The sequence below is a fragment of the Brassicibacter mesophilus genome (genome assembly GCF_050433385.1).
GTDB classification, from domain to species: Bacteria; Bacillota; Clostridia; order Tissierellales; family Proteiniboraceae; genus Brassicibacter; species Brassicibacter mesophilus.
In genome coordinates this window covers 17,400-36,214 of sequence record NZ_JBNPXI010000017.1, presented here as the reverse complement: position 1 = coordinate 36,214, position 18,815 = coordinate 17,400, and the positions used below count along the sequence as shown (strand labels likewise).

20 protein-coding genes are annotated in these 18,815 nt (G+C 30.1%); 12 read left to right on the top strand and 8 right to left on the bottom strand.

What is annotated here, in order from left to right:
• The first annotated feature begins 120 nt into the window (after window positions 1-120).
• From HNR33_RS16040 to HNR33_RS16030, 3 genes are all read left to right on the top strand, one after another.
• A complete protein-coding gene (locus HNR33_RS16040) occupies window positions 121-1,443 on the top strand; it encodes an alanine/glycine:cation symporter family protein (RefSeq protein ID WP_429085158.1) in 1,323 nt (440 codons plus the stop codon).
• Between the two features lie 152 nt (window positions 1,444-1,595).
• Window positions 1,596-2,528 carry a YncE family protein gene (locus HNR33_RS16035; protein WP_429085156.1) on the top strand — a complete coding sequence of 311 codons (933 nt, stop codon included), beginning with the start codon at window positions 1,596-1,598 and terminating at the stop codon, window positions 2,526-2,528.
• Between the two features lie 17 nt (window positions 2,529-2,545).
• Window positions 2,546-5,173: a calcium-translocating P-type ATPase, PMCA-type gene (locus tag HNR33_RS16030; RefSeq protein ID WP_429085154.1), complete on the top strand. Its 2,628-nt coding sequence runs from the start codon at window positions 2,546-2,548 to the stop codon at window positions 5,171-5,173.
• A gap of 24 nt (window positions 5,174-5,197) precedes the next feature.
• Here the strand turns inward: HNR33_RS16030 and HNR33_RS16025 are convergent, their stop codons facing one another.
• A complete protein-coding gene (locus HNR33_RS16025; protein ID WP_429085152.1) occupies window positions 5,198-5,728 on the bottom strand; it encodes a DUF4364 family protein in 531 nt (176 codons plus the stop codon).
• An 89-nt stretch (window positions 5,729-5,817) separates the two neighbouring features.
• The gene (locus HNR33_RS16020; RefSeq protein ID WP_429085150.1) at window positions 5,818-6,021 is read right to left on the bottom strand and encodes an alpha/beta-type small acid-soluble spore protein; all 204 of its coding nucleotides are present in this window, start codon (window positions 6,019-6,021) and stop codon (window positions 5,818-5,820) included.
• Window positions 6,022-6,237: 216 nt separating this feature from the next.
• Between HNR33_RS16020 and HNR33_RS16015 the strand changes: the two genes are divergently transcribed.
• Window positions 6,238-6,927 (top strand): 4Fe-4S double cluster binding domain-containing protein, encoded by a 690-nt coding sequence (locus HNR33_RS16015; RefSeq protein WP_429085148.1) that lies wholly within the window; start codon window positions 6,238-6,240, stop codon window positions 6,925-6,927.
• 23 nt (window positions 6,928-6,950) lie between these two features.
• On the opposite strand, the gene HNR33_RS16010 is transcribed toward HNR33_RS16015, so the two are convergent.
• Entirely contained in the window at window positions 6,951-7,139 is a 189-nt protein-coding gene (locus HNR33_RS16010; RefSeq protein ID WP_429085146.1) for a hypothetical protein, read from the bottom strand.
• Between the two features lie 168 nt (window positions 7,140-7,307).
• Here HNR33_RS16010 and HNR33_RS16005 point away from each other — a divergent pair, with 168 nt between their 5' ends.
• Window positions 7,308-8,444 carry a polysaccharide deacetylase family protein gene (locus tag HNR33_RS16005; RefSeq protein WP_429085144.1) on the top strand — a complete coding sequence of 379 codons (1,137 nt, stop codon included), beginning with the start codon at window positions 7,308-7,310 and terminating at the stop codon, window positions 8,442-8,444.
• Window positions 8,445-8,450: 6 nt separating this feature from the next.
• Here the strand turns inward: HNR33_RS16005 and HNR33_RS16000 are convergent, their stop codons facing one another.
• Entirely contained in the window at window positions 8,451-9,374 is a 924-nt protein-coding gene (locus tag HNR33_RS16000) for a Na/Pi cotransporter family protein (RefSeq protein WP_429085142.1), read from the bottom strand.
• Between the two features lie 90 nt (window positions 9,375-9,464).
• Window positions 9,465-10,355 (bottom strand): phosphatidylserine decarboxylase, encoded by an 891-nt coding sequence (locus HNR33_RS15995; RefSeq protein WP_429085141.1) that lies wholly within the window; start codon window positions 10,353-10,355, stop codon window positions 9,465-9,467.
• A 155-nt stretch (window positions 10,356-10,510) separates the two neighbouring features.
• Between HNR33_RS15995 and HNR33_RS15990 the strand changes: the two genes are divergently transcribed.
• Window positions 10,511-11,002 (top strand): pyridoxamine 5'-phosphate oxidase family protein, encoded by a 492-nt coding sequence (locus HNR33_RS15990; RefSeq protein WP_429085139.1) that lies wholly within the window; start codon window positions 10,511-10,513, stop codon window positions 11,000-11,002.
• A gap of 139 nt (window positions 11,003-11,141) precedes the next feature.
• Complete coding sequence (pdaB, locus tag HNR33_RS15985) at window positions 11,142-11,909, top strand: polysaccharide deacetylase family sporulation protein PdaB (protein ID WP_429085137.1); 768 nt, start codon at window positions 11,142-11,144, stop codon at window positions 11,907-11,909.
• 38 nt (window positions 11,910-11,947) lie between these two features.
• Here pdaB and HNR33_RS15980 read toward each other — a convergent pair whose 3' ends face one another.
• Entirely contained in the window at window positions 11,948-12,121 is a 174-nt protein-coding gene (locus HNR33_RS15980) for a small, acid-soluble spore protein, alpha/beta type (protein ID WP_429085135.1), read from the bottom strand.
• A 189-nt stretch (window positions 12,122-12,310) separates the two neighbouring features.
• Between HNR33_RS15980 and HNR33_RS15975 the strand changes: the two genes are divergently transcribed.
• From HNR33_RS15975 to HNR33_RS15960, 4 genes are all read left to right on the top strand, one after another.
• A complete protein-coding gene (locus HNR33_RS15975; RefSeq protein ID WP_429085133.1) occupies window positions 12,311-13,744 on the top strand; it encodes a Mur ligase family protein in 1,434 nt (477 codons plus the stop codon).
• Window positions 13,745-13,988: 244 nt separating this feature from the next.
• Window positions 13,989-14,660: a single-stranded DNA-binding protein gene (locus tag HNR33_RS15970; RefSeq protein WP_429085131.1), complete on the top strand. Its 672-nt coding sequence runs from the start codon at window positions 13,989-13,991 to the stop codon at window positions 14,658-14,660.
• Window positions 14,661-14,717: 57 nt separating this feature from the next.
• Window positions 14,718-14,852 carry a hypothetical protein gene (locus tag HNR33_RS15965; RefSeq protein WP_429085129.1) on the top strand — a complete coding sequence of 45 codons (135 nt, stop codon included), beginning with the start codon at window positions 14,718-14,720 and terminating at the stop codon, window positions 14,850-14,852.
• 17 nt (window positions 14,853-14,869) lie between these two features.
• Window positions 14,870-16,933, top strand: coding sequence for an N-6 DNA methylase family protein (locus HNR33_RS15960; protein WP_429085127.1), 2,064 nt, complete (start codon window positions 14,870-14,872; stop codon window positions 16,931-16,933).
• Here the strand turns inward: HNR33_RS15960 and HNR33_RS15955 are convergent.
• Window positions 16,927-17,100 carry a hypothetical protein gene (locus HNR33_RS15955; protein ID WP_429085125.1) on the bottom strand — a complete coding sequence of 58 codons (174 nt, stop codon included), beginning with the start codon at window positions 17,098-17,100 and terminating at the stop codon, window positions 16,927-16,929. The two genes, HNR33_RS15960 and HNR33_RS15955, sit on opposite strands and share 7 nt — an antisense overlap.
• Before the next feature lie 344 nt (window positions 17,101-17,444).
• On the opposite strand from HNR33_RS15955, the gene hpt reads away from it, so the two are divergent.
• Window positions 17,445-17,966 carry a hypoxanthine phosphoribosyltransferase gene (hpt, locus tag HNR33_RS15950; RefSeq protein WP_429085124.1) on the top strand — a complete coding sequence of 174 codons (522 nt, stop codon included), beginning with the start codon at window positions 17,445-17,447 and terminating at the stop codon, window positions 17,964-17,966.
• Window positions 17,967-17,996: 30 nt separating this feature from the next.
• On the opposite strand, the gene dapB is transcribed toward hpt, so the two are convergent.
• Window positions 17,997-18,767 (bottom strand): 4-hydroxy-tetrahydrodipicolinate reductase, encoded by a 771-nt coding sequence (gene dapB, locus HNR33_RS15945; RefSeq protein ID WP_429085122.1) that lies wholly within the window; start codon window positions 18,765-18,767, stop codon window positions 17,997-17,999.
• Window positions 18,768-18,815: the final 48 nt, after the last annotated feature.

Here is an 18,815-nt window from a genome sequence, read left to right as displayed (position 1 = left end):
TAGCATCTATTTATTTTACGAAATATATTAAGGTAAAAAATTCCTTAACAGCAATAAATATACAACATTAAATAGTATACTTTGTTTGATACTATCTATAAATGATAGAGAGGTGGATATATGGAACGACTAACAGATTTTTTTAAAAGTATTAGTGATTTCTTATGGGGAACTCCTTTACTAATACTATTATTAGGAACTGGCATTTTTTTGACATATAAGCTTAAATTGATTCAGGTAAGAAAAATATTTTCTTCATTCGCTTTACTTTTCAAGAAAAATGAGGGAGAAGGTGACATTTCCCCATTTCAAGCTCTTACAACTGCATTGGCAGCGTCTATCGGTACAGGTAATATTGTTGGAGTAGCTACAGCAATAGCTGCTGGAGGTCCTGGAGCTTTATTTTGGATGTGGGTAACAGCAGGTTTTGGAATGGCTACTAAATATTCAGAGGCAGTTCTAGCTGTTAGATATAGAGTAAAGAAGGACAGTGGGGAAGTAGCTGGAGGGCCAATGTATTATCTAGAGAAAGGGTTAAATCAAAAATGGCTAGGAATATTATTTGCTTTTTTTGGCGCAATAGCATCATTTGGAATAGGTAATATGGTACAAGTTAATTCTATAGCTGACGCATTAAATGCAGCGTTTAGAGTGCCTCCATTAATTACGGGAATTACAGTAGCTATAGCGACAGCTGCGGTAATAATTGGAGGAATCAAAAATATCGGAAAAGTTACAGGATTTATGGTGCCTATCATGGCAGGAGGGTACATAGTTGGTTGTATAGTAATACTACTTTTTAATATCACATCAATTCCAGAAGCATTTAGGCTAATATTTAAAAATGCATTTACCGGAACAGCAGCTTTAGGAGGTTTTGCAGGATCTACAGTGATGATGGCTATAAAGAGTGGAGTAGCTAGAGGGATTTTTTCAAACGAGGCAGGACTTGGAAGTGCTCCAATCGCTCAGGCGGCTGCTCAAACTAATGCTCCTGCTCAACAGGGACTTGTATCTATGCTTGATACATTTATTGATACTATAATAGTATGCACGTTCACTGGGCTAGTTCTTATCACTACAGGAGCTTGGGAAAGCGGATTAAATGGAGCAGAGCTGACTGCTCAAGCATTTAATAGAGGGTTACCCGGATTTGGAGGATATATAGTTACCTTTGGGATAATATTTTTTTCATATTCTACTATCTTAGGATGGAGCTATTATGGAGAGAAATGCTTAGAGTATTTAACTGGACATAAGGTAGTAACAATATACAGGATAATATATGTAGGTGTAATCATAGTTGGAGCCATTTCAAAACTTAATCTTGTATGGAATCTTGCTGATGTAATGAATGCATTAATGGCTTTTCCAAACCTTATAGGTCTTATAGGATTAAGTGGTATTGTTGTTAATGAGACTAAAAAACTTTCTAGTTCATAATAATAAATATATTAATTATAAGAAGACTATATAAGCACATTATTGCATTGTAGTCTTTTCATTTATTAAAAATAAATATCACTTTATCACCTAAAAATCATAGTATGCATAAACTGTTATATGAGTTGAATGTGCGATAGAGGTGATAAACAATGGAATTGCTAGACAATAAGTTGATAGTTGCTAATACAGGAGGGGATTCATTAAATGTAGTTGATTTAAAAGCTAATTGTATTTCAGATACAATATACCTATGCTCTCGGGTAAACTTTAATAAATGCAATAGAACGATTTCAGATGGGCCATATATAGGACCACATCAGGTAATACTTGGAAAAGATAAAAAGTTATACTCTGTAAACTCATATGATAATAGTGTTTATAGAATAAATATGTGTAGCAAAGAAGTAGAGGAAGCTGTGTTAGTAGGAAGTTTTCCAAGTCATATTCAAATGGCTAATGGAAACATTTTTGTTACGAACAGTGATTCTAACTCAATTTCAATTATTGATGAAAAGGAATTTCATATTATAGAAAACATACCTGTTGGAGAAAAGCCACATGATATAAAAATTGATGAAATTAATAATACTATATATGTTGCTAATAATAATGGATATAGTATAAGTATAATTGATATGAACAAAAGTACTGAGCAACATATTAGCTTGAAATATAATCCTCTGCATATTGCTATTATAAATAAAACTATGGTTATTTTATGTCCTCCTTCAAATGGAATGCTGTGTAGTAAAATATTAATATTGAATTTAACAAATAATGAAATAATTAAAGATATTGAAATAGATGGAGTTATATTTGATATGACTATATCACAAGATGAAAATATAATTTATGTTACAAATGCAGAAGATGGATGTATATATATAATAAACATTAATTATGGGAAAATCATTAGTAAGCACCATATAGGTGGAATGCCTAACAATATTGTTTTTCATGATGGCAAAATATTTGTATCGGATGCTCTTGAAAACAAGCTTACAATTTTTGATTGTAATTATTATGTAATTATTGATAGTATAAATGTAGGATTAGAGCCATCAGGGTTGACAATAATATAGAACGTAGGAGGTAATAAATGAGCGATAAACAATGGTATAAAAAAAGTATTGATAAACTGAAAGATGAACTAAAGGTTGATATAACTAAAGGGCTTAGTGACAATGAAGTTAAAAAAAGAAGAGATGAGTTTGGAGAGAATCAATTGAAATCAAAAGCTAAAGTCTCACTTTTTAAAAAATTTATATCTCAGTTTAAAGATTTCATGGTAATTATATTAATCCTAGCAGCCATAGTTTCTGGGCTGTTAGGCGAGATTAGTGATAGCATTATTATTCTGATTGTTGTATTATTAAATGCAATGCTAGGTGTTATACAAGAAAATAAAGCAGAGCAATCATTAGAAGCATTAAAAAGTATGTCAACTCCAATAGCAAAGGTGGAAAGAAATGGAAGAAAGATGGAAGTGAAATCTTTAGAAGTAGTACCTGGGGACATAGTTATATTAGAAGCAGGTGATTTTGTACCTGCTGATGGAGTTTTATTTGAAAGTGCGAGTCTTATGATCGAAGAATCAGCATTAACTGGCGAATCTTTGCCTGCGGAAAAAAGCATTAATATACCAGAAGGAGACAATATACCTATTGGTGATAGAAAGAACTATGTTTATTCTTCCAGCTTAGTTACTAATGGAAGAGGAAAAATAATAGTAACATCTACTGGAATGAACACTGAAATAGGGAAAATAGCTACAATGCTTCAAAATGAAGAAGAAATGAAGACTCCATTACAAGAAAAATTAGACGAACTTGGTAAGTTATTAGGAGTTGCAGCGTTGATAATATGTGGTATTATTTTTGTATTAGGGTATACACAAAATAGGCCTGTTTTTGAGATGTTTATGACATCTGTTTCTTTAGCTGTTGCAGCTATACCTGAAGGATTACCAGCTATAGTTACTATTGTTTTATCAATAGGTGTTCAAAAGATGATATCAAAAAATGCAATAATTAGAAAGCTACCTGCTGTTGAAACGCTAGGCACTGCATCTGTAATATGCTCAGATAAGACAGGAACTCTTACTCAAAATAAAATGACAGTAACAAAGCTTTATACATATGATAAATTAATTGATATTAATGATGCGAACTTAAACGATGATAAAGAGCTTATGGCGTTAAAGATTGGAGTATTGTGTAATGATGCATCAATAGAAGAAGATGAAGGTGAAAAGAAAACCATAGGCGATCCAACAGAGATAGCGCTTATTGTTGCAGGATATCAGCATGGATTATTTAAAAATGAGCAAGAGAATCGACACAGCAGAGTAAGCGAAATACCTTTTGACTCAGATAGAAAACTTATGACAACTATAAATGAAATAGAAAACGGATATAAAATTTTTACTAAAGGTGCATTAGATACTCTGCTTGATAGATGTGATAGAATACTTATACATGAAGGCATATCACATCTTTCAGATGAGATTAAGGAAAATATTAAGAGTATTAATGAACAGATGTCTGCTGATGCATTAAGGGTTATTGCACTTGCATATAATGATATTTCTGTAGTTCCAGAAAAACTGGAATCAGAAAAAGTAGAAAACAATTTAATTTTTGTTGGAATGTCAGGTATGATAGATCCTCCAAGAGAAGAAGCAAAGCTTGCTGTACAAAAAAGTAAAGCTGCAGGTATTAGGCCTGTTATGATTACAGGTGATCACAAAACTACTGCTATGGCAATAGCGAAAGAACTGGGGATTCTTGCAGAGGGACAAATAGCTATAGAAGGAAAAGATATTGAAAATATAAGTGATGAGGAACTTTATAATGGTGTAGAAAAGTATTCCGTATATGCAAGGGTTTCGCCAGAGCATAAGGTAAGGATTGTTAAAGCATGGCAAAATAAAGGTAGGATAGTTGCAATGACTGGAGATGGAGTTAATGATGCTCCTGCTCTAAAACGTGCAAATATTGGTTGTGCAATGGGGATAACTGGAACTGATGTATCTAAAGAGGCGGCAGATATTGTTTTAACAGATGATAATTTTGCTACTATTGTGTCTGCTGTAGAAGAAGGTAGAACTATATTTGACAATATTAAAAAATCTATACATTTTTTATTATCATCAAATACAGGAGAAATAGTTGCTTTATTTGTTGCTATATTGCTTAAGTACCCTATACCTTTATTGCCAATACATATTCTTTGGATTAACTTGGTAACTGACAGCTTACCTGCATTGGCTTTAGGTGTTGATCCAGCAGAAAAAGATATCATGAAAAGAAAGCCTAGAGATCCTAAAAAGAGCATTTTTAGCGATGGTCTAGGAATTATGATTGGTTTTGAAGGATTAATTATAGGTGTTCTAACAATATTAGCCTTCAAAATTGGATATAGAATAAACTTAGATACAGGAAGAACTATGGCGTTCATTACTCTTAGTCTTGCACAACTTATCCATACATTTAATGTAAGGTCAATTGATAGCTCTGTATTTAAGGTAGGATTGGGTACAAATAAAAAATTAATTGCAGCAAATTTTACTTCGTTAATTTTGATGTTGTCAATTGTTGTTGTACCAGTGTTGAGAAAGCTGTTTAAGCTTACTGTATTAAATTTACAACAATGGAGTGTAGTAATAGCTCTTTCTATATCGTTACTAGTTGTAGTAGAAATTATTAAGTTAATTAAAAACAGATAAATAAATAACTGGAGATAACTCCAGTTATTCTTCTATTAGAAGCTCTAAAACCTTTTTATATATATCTTGGGGAGCTTCTTTCCAATTATTGCATATCAGTTTCGCTTGCTTGTTTGATACAACATTAAGAGATAGATTAAAAAGGGTTATGTCCTTTTCAATTACTCTTAGATTCACTATGTATTCGGAATCATGCTTTTTATAATAATTTCCGATTATTTGTGTATCTTTAATCATTTCTTCTTTTTTCTTTTCGTATTTTTTATCAACTTCATCCTTTAAGCTTTGAGGTATCCTATCGTTAAAATAATTTAAAGTATCTTTACCTGCTTTAGAAAGATGATAAAACTCATGGCCATCTTTCGTAGAAAACTCGATAAATTTTGAGTTAACAAGCTCGCTTATAAATTGCTGAGCCATAAAATAATTCATGTAGTTATTTTCTAATACAAACTGAGTAATTTCTGAATTATTCATTGGAATATCTACTTTATCTAGTATGTATAATATGAGGAGCTTATACTGAGCTAGTTCTTTTGTATTTTCTGTAAACATTTTAACACCTTCTTAATCTCGTTATACTATGAATTATATCATATAAAAAAAGAGAAGTGGTATAAAACCACTTCTCTTTTTTTATTTAATTATTTACCTGACATTGTTCTTTCAGCTTGTTCTATTAACCTTTTTACCATATATCCGCCAACATAGCCGTTTTGTCTTGAGCTTAAGTTTCCTTTATCGATACTTTCATAGTTTGATAGTCCTAATTCAGATGCAATTTCAGTTTTCATTTGATTTAGAGCCATTCTTGCCTCTGGTACAACTATTCTATTTGTTCTTGCCATTATTCTCCCTCCAAATAGATTTTTATTTCAACATCTTATTGATGTTGTATTATTAATATAACCGATAGATAATGTATATATGCTAGGAAATAAAATAAAATAGGTATATTATATAGTAATAATGCATAGAATTAATAATTTAGGAAAAAAATGATTTTTAATTAATCGTGAATATTATATATAATTAATATAAAGCATGAAAAATGGAGGGCGAGAATGGATTTCTTACAACAAACTATTATAAACAAATGCAAAGAAATGGGAGCAGCGAAAATAGGATTTGCAAACCTAGAAGGGTATATTCCAGACCAATTTAAACATTTAAAAACAGGGATATCCGTAGCTGTAAGACTATCTGATCAAATAATGAACGATGTACTAGATACACCAACTCATACGTACTATCATCACTACAGAACTGTTAATTTTCTCATCGACCAAATAACCTTGCAGATAACCACAATACTTCAAAATTCTGGATATTTAGCAATGGCTATACCTGCATCTCAAACTGTTAAAACAGAAAAAGACACTTTTACAGGACTTTTTCAGCATAAAACTGCTGCAACATCAGCAGGGATAGGGTGGATAGGTAAAAATGCTTGTTTAGTTACTGAGGAATTTGGGCCAAGAGTAAGATTAGGAACTGTTTTAACAAATATAGAGCTAGAATATAATGAACCAATAATTAGTTCATTGTGTGGCAACTGTAATATATGCATGAGTATATGTCCTGCAATGGCAATAAAAGGTAATTTGTGGAGGAGAGGTATTGGTAGAGAAGAACTATATGATGCTTTTGCATGCAGTAATCATATGAGTGAAAAATATAAAGATATTGGACGTGGTTCTGTATGTGGGTTATGTATATCAAGGTGTCCGAGGGGAAATAAAGTAATTAGATAAGACGGTCAAACATGACCGTCTTTCTAAGTTAATTTATGCTTTATTGGAACTTTGACGTCTTTTCTTATACCATGCTTATGAACACTGTTTAACTGAGCTTTCTGTGACTTTGCTTCTCTGTGATAATGTCTTTCATCATTTGTAATGTTAAGTGCAGAGTATTCAACAGTATGGCCTTTTACATTAGTGAATGTGCTTTTTCTGATTGACAAAATATCACCTCTTATCTTTAAGACATGAGATTACATAATAATATCCTGTCACATATTTATTTTAACCATATATATTTATAAAATACTGTAAAAATTAGCTATACTATCAACTAGATTATTTTTAAATTCTATCATATAATTATTGTATAACAAGAGAGGAGGATTATATTGAAAAAATGTTCTAAGTTATTTGCAACAATGTTAGTAGCTGTTGTTTTTGCATCTGGATGTACAAATTCAGTTGATGTATCAAAGGCCGATAATAATACAGATATACAAGACAATAGTGGACAAGCTAATGAAAGCTTACAGATTAATAACGACAAAGAAAAAGAAGATGAAAATGATAACCAACAAACTCTAGATCCTAAAGAAGCAATAGACTTATCACTCAAACCCAATGAAGCAGGACAAATAATGGTACTTATGTATCATGGAATAGATGAAACAGAGGCAACTTGGGTGAGAACTCCAGACAACTTTAGAAGAGATTTACAGACATTGTATGAAAAAGGATATAGACCAATAAGCTTAAAAGACTTTGTTTCGAATAATTTCGAGGTTGAAGCAGGATATACACCTTTCGTATTGACTTTTGACGATGGCAATCAAAATAATTTTAATATTATAGAGAAAGATGGACAAAAAATTATTGATCCTAATTCTGCTGTTGGGATAATGGAAGAGTTTAAGAAAGAGCACCCAGATTTTCCTCTAACAGCAACGTTTTTCGTTTTTGGTTCTAATCCTTTTAGGCAAAAAGAGCTTGTAGAGTATAAACTCAATTATTTAGTTGAAAATGGTTATGATGTGGGAAACCATACACTAGGTCATAATAACATGACTGATATTGATGATCCACAGAAAATACAAAAAGTTATTGCTGAACAAGCAGACTACCTAGAGAGTATGTTGTCTGACTATAAGATTGACACTTATGCATTATGTAATGGCGGAAGACCAAAGAATAAAGATTATTACCCTTTACTCCAAAAAGGACAATTTAATGAAAAAGAATATAATAACGTTGCTGTTTTGAATGTTGGCTGGGATCCTTCTGTGCCACCTGTTGACAAGAATTTTGACCCTCATGCGATACATAGAGTCAGAGCTAGCGAAACAAATGTCGATGGTGTGGGATTGTATGATTGGTTATCAGTATTTGAGAAAAATCCTATGAGGCGATATATAAGTGATGGTAATGTAGATATAGTTACGGTACCTAAGACATTAGAAGAAAAAGTTGATAAAGAGAAGCTTAATGGTAAAGAACTATATATCTATGATGAAACTGTAAAGGAATAGGATATCCTATTCCTTTACTATTTTTTTTGACATATTTACTAAAATAGATGAAAAAGGGAGTAATAGGAATGTTGTTAAAGTATTGAAAAGAGTATGCGCATTTGCTATCTGTCTTGAAGGGTTTAAAGGAGATAGCACTAAAACCAGATCATAAAGACCATCAATAAGAAAATAAAAAGCAAAGACACCAATGATGTTAAACAAAATATGAATGAAAGCTGCTTGTTTTCCTATGCGATTTGTGGCTATGCTGCCTATCAGCGTATCTACACATGTACCTATGTTTTGTCCCAGCATAATTGGTATAGCTGTTTTTACTGAGATTATTTCACTTGAAGCCATTATCTGGAGGATAGCTATACCTGTACTACTACTTTGTAGAATGGCTGTAGTAAATATGCCAGCTAAAATAGCAAGTATATTATTGCCACTTAAGTATGTAACTAGATTAAAAAATTCTTTTGAAGATTTGATAGGTGAAATAGAAAACGAAATGATATCCATACCACCATAAATAAGTGATAAGCTAAACAATAACTTTGGCAGCACTTTATAATGACTTTTTCTAAAAATAGGGAATAATATAAGGCCTGCGACAAATAAGTATAAGGGTAAATTTTCAAACTCAAAGGCTATTAATTGAGCAGTTAATGTTGTTCCAATATTAGCTCCCATTATTATTGGAGCAGCATTATATATATTAAGGAGGTTACTGTGAACAAGACTAATGATAATAATCGTTGTTGCACTACTGCTTTGAATTAGCCCTGTCATAGTTGCTCCGATTAAAACTCCGCTTGTTTTTCTGGAGGTGAGTTTATTTATTTTAGTTTTTAATCGTGATGTTACTACACCCTCAAAAGCTTTTGACATAATTCTTATCCCTATTAAAAAAACAGATAAGCCAAGAAGCGAGCCTAACAAAATCATATACTTACCTCCTACTTGCATTGTACATAATTAATATATATGTCTATGTACCTAAACAAATACAAGGTATTGAAAAGTAATGAAGTTTTATTATCTTTTTCCTATGGATTCTCCCATACACACTTTAGTTTCTAGCCCGTCATTTGTATTGTTAATGATATCATCATCTATTGTTATATATCCTTTCTTAATAAACATAATTACTGTAGAGCCTCCAAACTTGAAGTAGCCCTTTTCAGCTCCTTTACTTACTTTTTCATATGGCTTATATGTTTGAATGATGGAGCCGACACATGTAGCTCCTACTTCTATTAAAACAATTGTGTCAAAGTTCTCAGATTCAAAAACAGTTATTTCACGTTTATTTTGACAATATACTCTTTCGACATGTTTTAGTGCTATAGGGTTAACAGAATAATAATGTCCCTTTATTTTTATTGATTCACGAGGTATACCACTATCAGGGAAATGAAATCTATGATAGTCAGAAGGACATAGCCTAACAACTATACAACTGCCGCCATCATATTTTTTTGCAAGAGTAATGTCATTAAAAAGCTCATGCAAGGAATAATGGAATCCTTTTACCTGAATGATTTTATTCATATCAATATCATGATATCCAAAAACTCTTCCATCTGCTGGAGATACAATAGTATTTTTATTAAAGTTTATAGGACGGGCTTCTTTTTTTAATTTCCTTGCAAAAAAATCATTAAAGGTATTAAAATTGGATATATCTTCTATCTCGGCTTCGCTCATATCTATTCCTAGATTGTCAATAAAATTAGGTATTTTTTTTGAACTGAACCTCCAGTCTTGCATACTACCATAAAATCTAGAGAAAACTTTCTTTTTTACTATACTTTCTAATAATCCTTTTCCAATGCTAGTTTCATTAATCCATCTTAAGAACTTTTCACCAGCTATTATTTCTTTTTCCTTTTTGCCTGTTTTTCTATCTATATAATAGACATCCATTAATATCATCCTTTAAATTGTATATTTAGTACTTACAACTATATTAGCATATAAATATATACTAACTCTACAAGCAATTACCGAATATTTTTTATCAAATTTAAAACAATAATTATTATAGATAATAATTATTATGTAAAAGGAGTTGAAAAAATTTGAATAAAAAAATGAATCCTGATCAACTTAGAATGCATGTAAGAGAATTTTTAAGTGAACATAAAGAAGCTACTATTGCTACATCTATGAATAATTTGCCAAGATGTAGTCCAGTTCAATATTTTTTAGGAAATGACTTGGATGTTTATATTATATCTGCAGGCGGTGACAAGTTTGCTAATATACGAGATAATCCAAATGTATGCATGCTAGTAAATACAGAGTATATAAATTATAGGCAGATAAAGGGAGTACAGATATTTGGACATGCAACAACAAGTATAAATAAACCTGACATTAAAGAGGAGGCAAAAAGATATTGTCCTGATGCTCACTTAGTAGAATACGAAGAAGATTCTTTGTATTTTATAAAAATAGTACCAGAAAAGATTATTTATCTAAATTCTTTAGGAGATGGCAATCGTACAAAACAAGTGCTTTATCAAAATGAAATAATTGAAAAGCCAGATAAGGTTATGTCTATACATTAGTAAGAAATGCTGTGATAATCACGGCATTTCTTATTTTAAAATTAAAAATTTGATTGGTAAAGTACTCTCAAAAAATAGTGTAATATTAGTAAAAATAACGAATAGATTATATTAGAATGACTTTACTAGGAGGGATCAAATGAAAATCTATATATTAGACAGGGATTTAGCGTTAAAGATTTTAATTGTTTGTTTGCTTATCTGTGCTTCATTCCTATATACAAATCTATCAGATGATAATGAGATTGCTGGTGTTTTTTCAACTAGAAAAGAGCTGCCTATTTACTGTGTTGACACTCAGGCGAAGAAGATAGCCATAAGTTTTGATGCAGCATGGGGTGATGAATTTACTGAAGAGATACTTAATATTCTAGACCAATACGATGTAAAAACAACATTTTTCTTAGTTGATTTTTGGGTAAATAAACATCCAGATATGGTGAAGAAGATTGATGAAAGAGGCCATGAAATAGGTAATCACTCAACAAATCATCCATATATGTCAAAGCTCAATGAAAATCAAATTATCGAAGAACTAAAAAATACTGAGCAGAATATTCAGAAAATTACTAGCAAAAAGACTGTATTATTTAGACCTCCTTTTGGTGATTATAATGACAGACTTATTAAGACATGCGAAGAAAATGGTTATTATGTTATACAATGGGATGTAGACTCGCTTGATTGGAAGGAGTTGGGTGTTCAACCTGTTGTAGATAGAGTTACAAGAAATGTAAAAAATGGTTCTATTGTACTATTCCATAATAATGCAAAGTATGTAACACAGTATTTACCACTTGTTTTACAAAAACTTAAGGCTCAGGGCTATGAAATTGTACCTATTTCTGAATTAATATATAAGGATAATTATTACATAGATAGTACTGGTAAACAAATTAAAAAATAGGGAAAGTAAGACTTTGTGACGTCTTACTTTCCCTATTTTTATGATCTTCCTAAATGTGTATATTTACTATCGGAATCTTTATTTACCATTTTAGTTATATGATCAGCTTTCTCATGCATATCAAATTTCATCTCTTCTGCTAGCTCTTCTTTAAATCTTTGGAAAGCTTCCCTAGCATTTGGCGAAAGATTTTTATTTTTCAATTTTATCACCTCTTCCATTATTCTTTGTAATGTGTTATTAATTTATAATTGTAAATAATGGTATGAATACAATATGTTTTTTTGCTAATACATAAAAAATACAACTGATGTGAAATATAAATGTATATTAAATTAAGCTATTGTTTTCAGATATCATATGGAAGAACGAATTTTACTATTAAAGGAGAGCAATAGACAATGAAAATAGATGGAATTAATATTAATGGAATTACTTCTGATTCAAGAAAAGTGAAAAAAGGATATGCATTTGTTGCAATAAAGGGTGAAGAGAAGGACGGAAATGATTATATAGATAGTGCAATTAAAAATGGAGCGGTTATTATTTATTCTGAAAAAGAGATATTAGGTAAACCAATACCAATAGTAAAAGTGGAAAATGCAAGAATAACATTAGCTAATATGCTTAATATGTTTTATGGTTATCCTTCACAGAAAATTTCTTTAATAGGTGTAACTGGAACAAATGGAAAAACTACTACTACCCACATTATTGAAGATATTTTTAGGAATGCAGGATTTAAAACAGGTCTTATAGGAACATTAGGAATTAAGATTAATGGTGTTTGTGTATTATCATCGCTTACGACGCCTGAGCCAGAGGTGCTATTTGATATGCTAAATAGGATGGCTCAGCAAGGTGTTCAGGTTGTCATAATGGAGGTTTCTTCTCATGGGTTGAAGTTTCATAGAACTTACGGATTAGACTTCGATATTGCAATACATACTAATATAGAGATAGATCATATGAACATACATAAAGATATTAATGACTATATAAATACAAAAAAAATGTTATTTGATTCTTTAAAGCGAAATAGAATATCAATTCTGAATATTGATGATAACAATGCTATGAAGTTGATCATGGATAATGATAAAACTTTGATTCTTACATATGGTCTTAATAGCAAAGCTAGTATTACTGCTTCTAGCTTAGAATTAAACAAAGAAGTGTGTTTTACAGTATGTTTGCAAAGAGGCCTTACTGCATTAAATGGAACAGAGGTAGAGCCTCTAGAGTTTCCAGTAAAATTAAATCTTATGGGAAAACATAATGTTTATAATTCACTAGCAGCTATTGGTGTAGCCCTATATTTTGGGATAAGCCCAAATACAATATCTAATTCTCTCAGCAATTTTCATGGAGTATATAGAAGACTAAATAAAATATATGATAAGGACTTTTTAGTTATTGATGATTTCAGCCATAATCCTTCAGGGTATGAAGCAGTTTTTGAAACTATTCAAGGACTAGATTATAATAAAATCATACTAGTAAATGCAATAAGAGGTAATAGAGGAATAGAAATTAATGAATATAATGCAAATGTAATATGCTCATGGTCAAAAATAATAGGGCCCATTAAAATAATTTTGTCTAAGAGTGAAGATGCTGTAGAAGAAAACGATAGAGTCAAAGATGAAGAAATAAGTGTTTACCAGAAAGTTTTTGATAAGAATAGTATTTCATATAGTATATGCAATACACTTGAAGAAGCTATTAATGAAGCGTTGAATAATGTTATAAAAAGAGATATTGTTCTTTTGCTTGGGGCACAGGGAATGAACAAAGGGAGGCACATTTTTCTAAGATTAACTAGCTTGAAATAGAGAGCTAGTTTTTTTATGTTCGTTTATATTATATTGTTAAAATTTTCAGATTTTAATAATATTTTTAGAAAAAATGGAAGGATTTTTGATTTTTATGTCAAATACATTGAAAATAAAAAGATATATTTATTTTACTGAAGAAAAATAAAACAAAAAAAATAATCATATTCTTAGATAGCACTGAATAAACATAGTTGTAGATTAGTTCAAAAAACATAAGAATAGGAAGGGGAGTGGGGACTATATGGTAGACAAAGTTATTGATACCAACATGGTAACAATTGTAGGTAAAATTGTTAGTGACAAACAATTTAGCCACGAGATGTATGGGGAAGGTTTTTATTGGTTTAATTTGGAGGTGCCTAGATTAAGCGACTATTCAGATATACTGCCTATTACTATATCTGAAAGATTACTAGTTAATATGGATATAACTCCAGGCATTAACCTAGTAGTGGAAGGACAGCTTAGGTCGTATAACAGGTATGTAAATGGGAGCAATAGACTAGTTTTAACGATATTTGCTAGAGATGCATATTCTCCTAACAATGAAGAAGAGTTAAACGAGCTATTAAAGAAACCAAATGAAATATACTTGGATGGGTATATTTGTAAAAAACCTGTTTACAGGACGACACCATTTGGTAGAGAGATAACTGATTTATTAGTTGCTGTTAATAGGCCTTATAACAAATCTGACTATATACCTTGCATTGCTTGGGGAAGAAATGCTAGGTTCTGTGAAAAGTTAGAGATTGGGGATCATATTAAGTCATGGGGGAGAATTCAGAGTAGAGAGTATCAGAAAAAACTTAATGATGGAGAGGTTTTAAATAAAGTGGCATTTGAGGTATCTGTTTCAAAGCTGGAATTTATAAAAGAAGATAATAACAGGGAAGGGAAAGAAGAACTATAAACGAACAAGACCTATAAAGGGTCTTGTTTTTTGATATAATAATTATGAGGTGATTAAATGGATTACAAGATAGTATTGCTGTTTATTTTCTTTACTGTACTAGTTAGTATTCAATATTCTCTTAACAAAGTAATTTTTGAATTAAGAGAAATAAAGAAGATACTTATGCAGAACAAGATAAAAAACCTATAATGTGTAGGTGAGTGAATATGAGTCTATTAATAACTACAATTGATACTATTTACGAGTCATATTGTGGGGAGGAAAGTATTTCTTATATAGAAGATATTACTATTGATGCAATTATAGTCTTGGCTTTTGAAAATCTGGAGGTAACGCCTTTACGAGTTCTAGATATTGTAGAGGATAGACTTACAGAAGTGCTTAATAGTGATGCTTATCATATATTGAAAGATAATGCTTCAAGCATTGATTTCGTGAATATAGAAGTTATTCAAACTGTTTATGAGTATATGATCCAAAAAGAAGATTCTAAAAAAGAGAAATATGGGATATATTATACTCCTGAGTGGCTAGCAAATTACACTTCTTACAATATTTTTAACAAGACTGATATAAGTCAGCAATCGTTGTGTGATTTCAAAATCCTAGAACCATCATGTGGATGTGGAATTTTTATCTCACATGTTTTTGACATTATGTTTGAGTACTATGTAGCTAATACTGAATTTTCATCTTGTGAAATAGCTAAAAATATTATTCAAAATAATATTTATGGAATGGATATTGATGAAAAGGCTCTAAGAATTTGTAAATATGTATTAATGATTAAAGCATATAAGCAAACTAAAGTTATTAATGATTATAGTTTTAATTTATATAATATGGATTACTTGAAATGTGATGATATATATACTAAGAATTTTGATATTATTCTAGGCAATCCTCCCTTCCTCGAAAATCGAAAAATAAATAAGTATTATAATAAAGTTTATTTAAAGGAAAAGTATATTACTGCTAAGGGAAGATTTGACATTTATAGCCTTTTTATTGAGAAATCATTAGATATACTCAAAGCAAATGGATATTTATCATTTATTTTACCTGGAAATCTTTTATCAAATAACAATTTTGCATCAATAAGAAAATTAATTTTAGATAAGGCATGCATATTGGAAATTATTAATCTAGGTGAAGGCATATTTAATAATGTTGGGATGAATATGCTAATTATAAGTCTTTTAAAGCAGACTGATAATATAAATAATACAATAAGGTGCAAAAATATAACTAAAAGCATGGACAAGATCAACGATATTTCAATTGAAAAATACAGATATATTCCTCAAAAATATTATGTTAGTACACTAATGAATGTTTTTGACATAGACTCATCCGATCTTACTTTTAAGCTAAGAGAAAGGCTATTTGGAGAAAAATATATTAAGATAAATGATGTAAGTGAAACAATAGCTGGAATTGCAACAGGCAATATTCGCAATAAATTAATAACCTGTTCTCCTGACAGTAAAAATGCAAAAAAAATAATCGAAGGCAAAAATGTATTTAATTATTATCATACATGGGGAGGTCTTTATTTTATTGATGATAAATTGATAATAGATAGTAGCAAAGGAGAATATGCTACATTTATGAGAAATGAGTTTATAAATACAGAAAAGATATTAATTAGGCAGACAGCAGATAGATTTATTTGTTCATATGATAATCAAGGGTACTATTTGTTAAATACTTTATATTCGTTAAAAATAAGAGATAAATATAAGAGAGATGTTGATATAAAATATGTATTAGCACTATTAAATTCAAAATTATATAGCTTTCTATATAGAACATTAATAAGAGAAGAAGGAAAATTATTTCCTCAGCTTAAAATTTTTCATATACAATATAGTCCAATTATTATTATATCTAGTGAAATACAAATGATTATAAGAAAAATGGTTGATACTATCATGCTAAACTCAAAAGCTTTATCACAAGTAGATAGTATGCATACACCATCAGCATGTAAAATGCAAATAGAAATTGAACAAACTCGTAATAGTATAGATAAAGTAGTATACAATATTTTTAATTTATCTGTAGATGAAATAAAAGAAGTTGAAAAAGAAATGGGGATATCTCCATTGGAATATGAAATGGGGAAAAAAGTAAGTAAAAAGGTACTCAGAGAAACACTATATAGATATAAAGACATAATAAGGCTCTCGCAAACATTAAAAGTGAATCCTTTGGAAGTATATCAGCAGATATTTGACAAGTACTTATCTATAGAAAGTATCTATTGATTTTTATGATCATTTATAGTATCTAAAAACTTCCTTTTTACAGCTGTATGCTTGTCATATTCTTCTTGACTAATTACACCGACTTCCTTGAGTTTATCAAAGAAATCGATAAAAGAAAGCGATAATTCTTTAAGCTGCTTTTCTATGCTATTAACCATATTATCCATAACACCGACTCCTAAATCAATATTATATATTAAAAGAACAATCAACATTCTAAGAGTATTGACAAATATAACAGAAATATTCACAATTCTATTATACACATATGGTAAGAAAAAATGCAAAAAAAAGTATCGCATCATCTTATACCTTTTGATTATTCAATATTTTCTTAAAAAGTCTTTTTTACATATATACAAACGGATGATAAAACATTGAATAGCTTATGTTGCTGTGAGGTTCTATAATATTGACAAATATTAAGGTTTAGGCTAGAATAAATCTTAAAATACGGGAAGAATTAATATATTATAAATAATATTTAAGGGAGTTGATTAATTAAATGGATATGGATAGAAAACAAAGAGTGGTAATATCAGAAAACGAAATAAAAGACAAAATTAAAGAATTAGGTAAAAAAATATCTGAAGAATATAAAGGTAAAAGTCTTTTAGTTGTATCCTTACTAAAAGGTAGCTTTATTTTTACTGCAGATTTAGTTAGGGAAATTAATATTCCCACTCAGATAGAGTTTATGACAACATCAAGCTATGGACATAATGAAGAATCATCTGGTAGTGTAAATATTATTAGCGATCTAAAAGCTGATATTGAAGGTAGAGATGTATTAATTGTTGATGATATAATGGATACTGGATTAACGATGAAAAGTATTATAGATCATTTAAAAGAGAAAAATCCTAGTTCTATTAAATCTTGTGTAATGTTGGATAAGCCTGAAAGAAGAAAAGCAGAAATATCTCCTGATTATGTAGGATTTACGATACCTGATTTATTTATAGCTGGGTATGGTCTTAACTACGGTGATTATTATAGAAATATACCATATATATTTGTTTTTGAAGATTAATATAAAAAGCTGATAGAATACTATCAGCTTTTATTTTTGCATACTAATATTTATTAAGTCCTCCATACTATATAATCCACATTTTTTATCTGCTATTAGCTTAGCAGCATTTATTGCACCTAAAGCAAATGCTTTTTTTGAAATAGCAGTATGTTTGATTTCTAGTATCTCTTCATACCCTGCAAACAAAATAGTATGTTCTCCTGCTATTGTGCCTCCACGTATAGAGTGTATTCCAATTTCATTTTCCGATCTGAGTTCTTTCTTAGAATATCTGCCAAAAACATACTCTTTACAATTACCTAAAGTTTCATTGATTTCATTAACTATCATATATGCAGTATGGCTTGGAGAATCTAGTTTTTTATTATGATATTTTTCAATGATTTCTATATCAAACAATGGGCTTAGTGCTTTAGTTATATGCTTTATTATGGAAATCATAGTATACAATCCTAATGACATGTTATCAGAGTAGAAAATAGCTGTTTTTTCTGATACCTCTTTTATATATTTCATATCTTGTATTGATAAGCCTGTTGTACCTATAACCATAGCTAAATTTCTTTCTAATACATAATCTAATAGTCCAGGAAGATGATAAGGGTTCGAAAAATCGATAATAATATTGGCATTTTCTTTGAACTCAAATATGTCTCTATATACAGGAAATGTATTACATAATTTATCAGGTGTTCTGTCGATGCCTGCTACTACTTTAATTGCCTTATCACTATCGATCAGTCTAGCCAATATTTGACCCATTTCGCCATTGCATCCATTTATAATGGCCTTAATCATATTTCACCTCCTAGGGTTGAGAATGTATATTCCTAATTTCCTATTTTA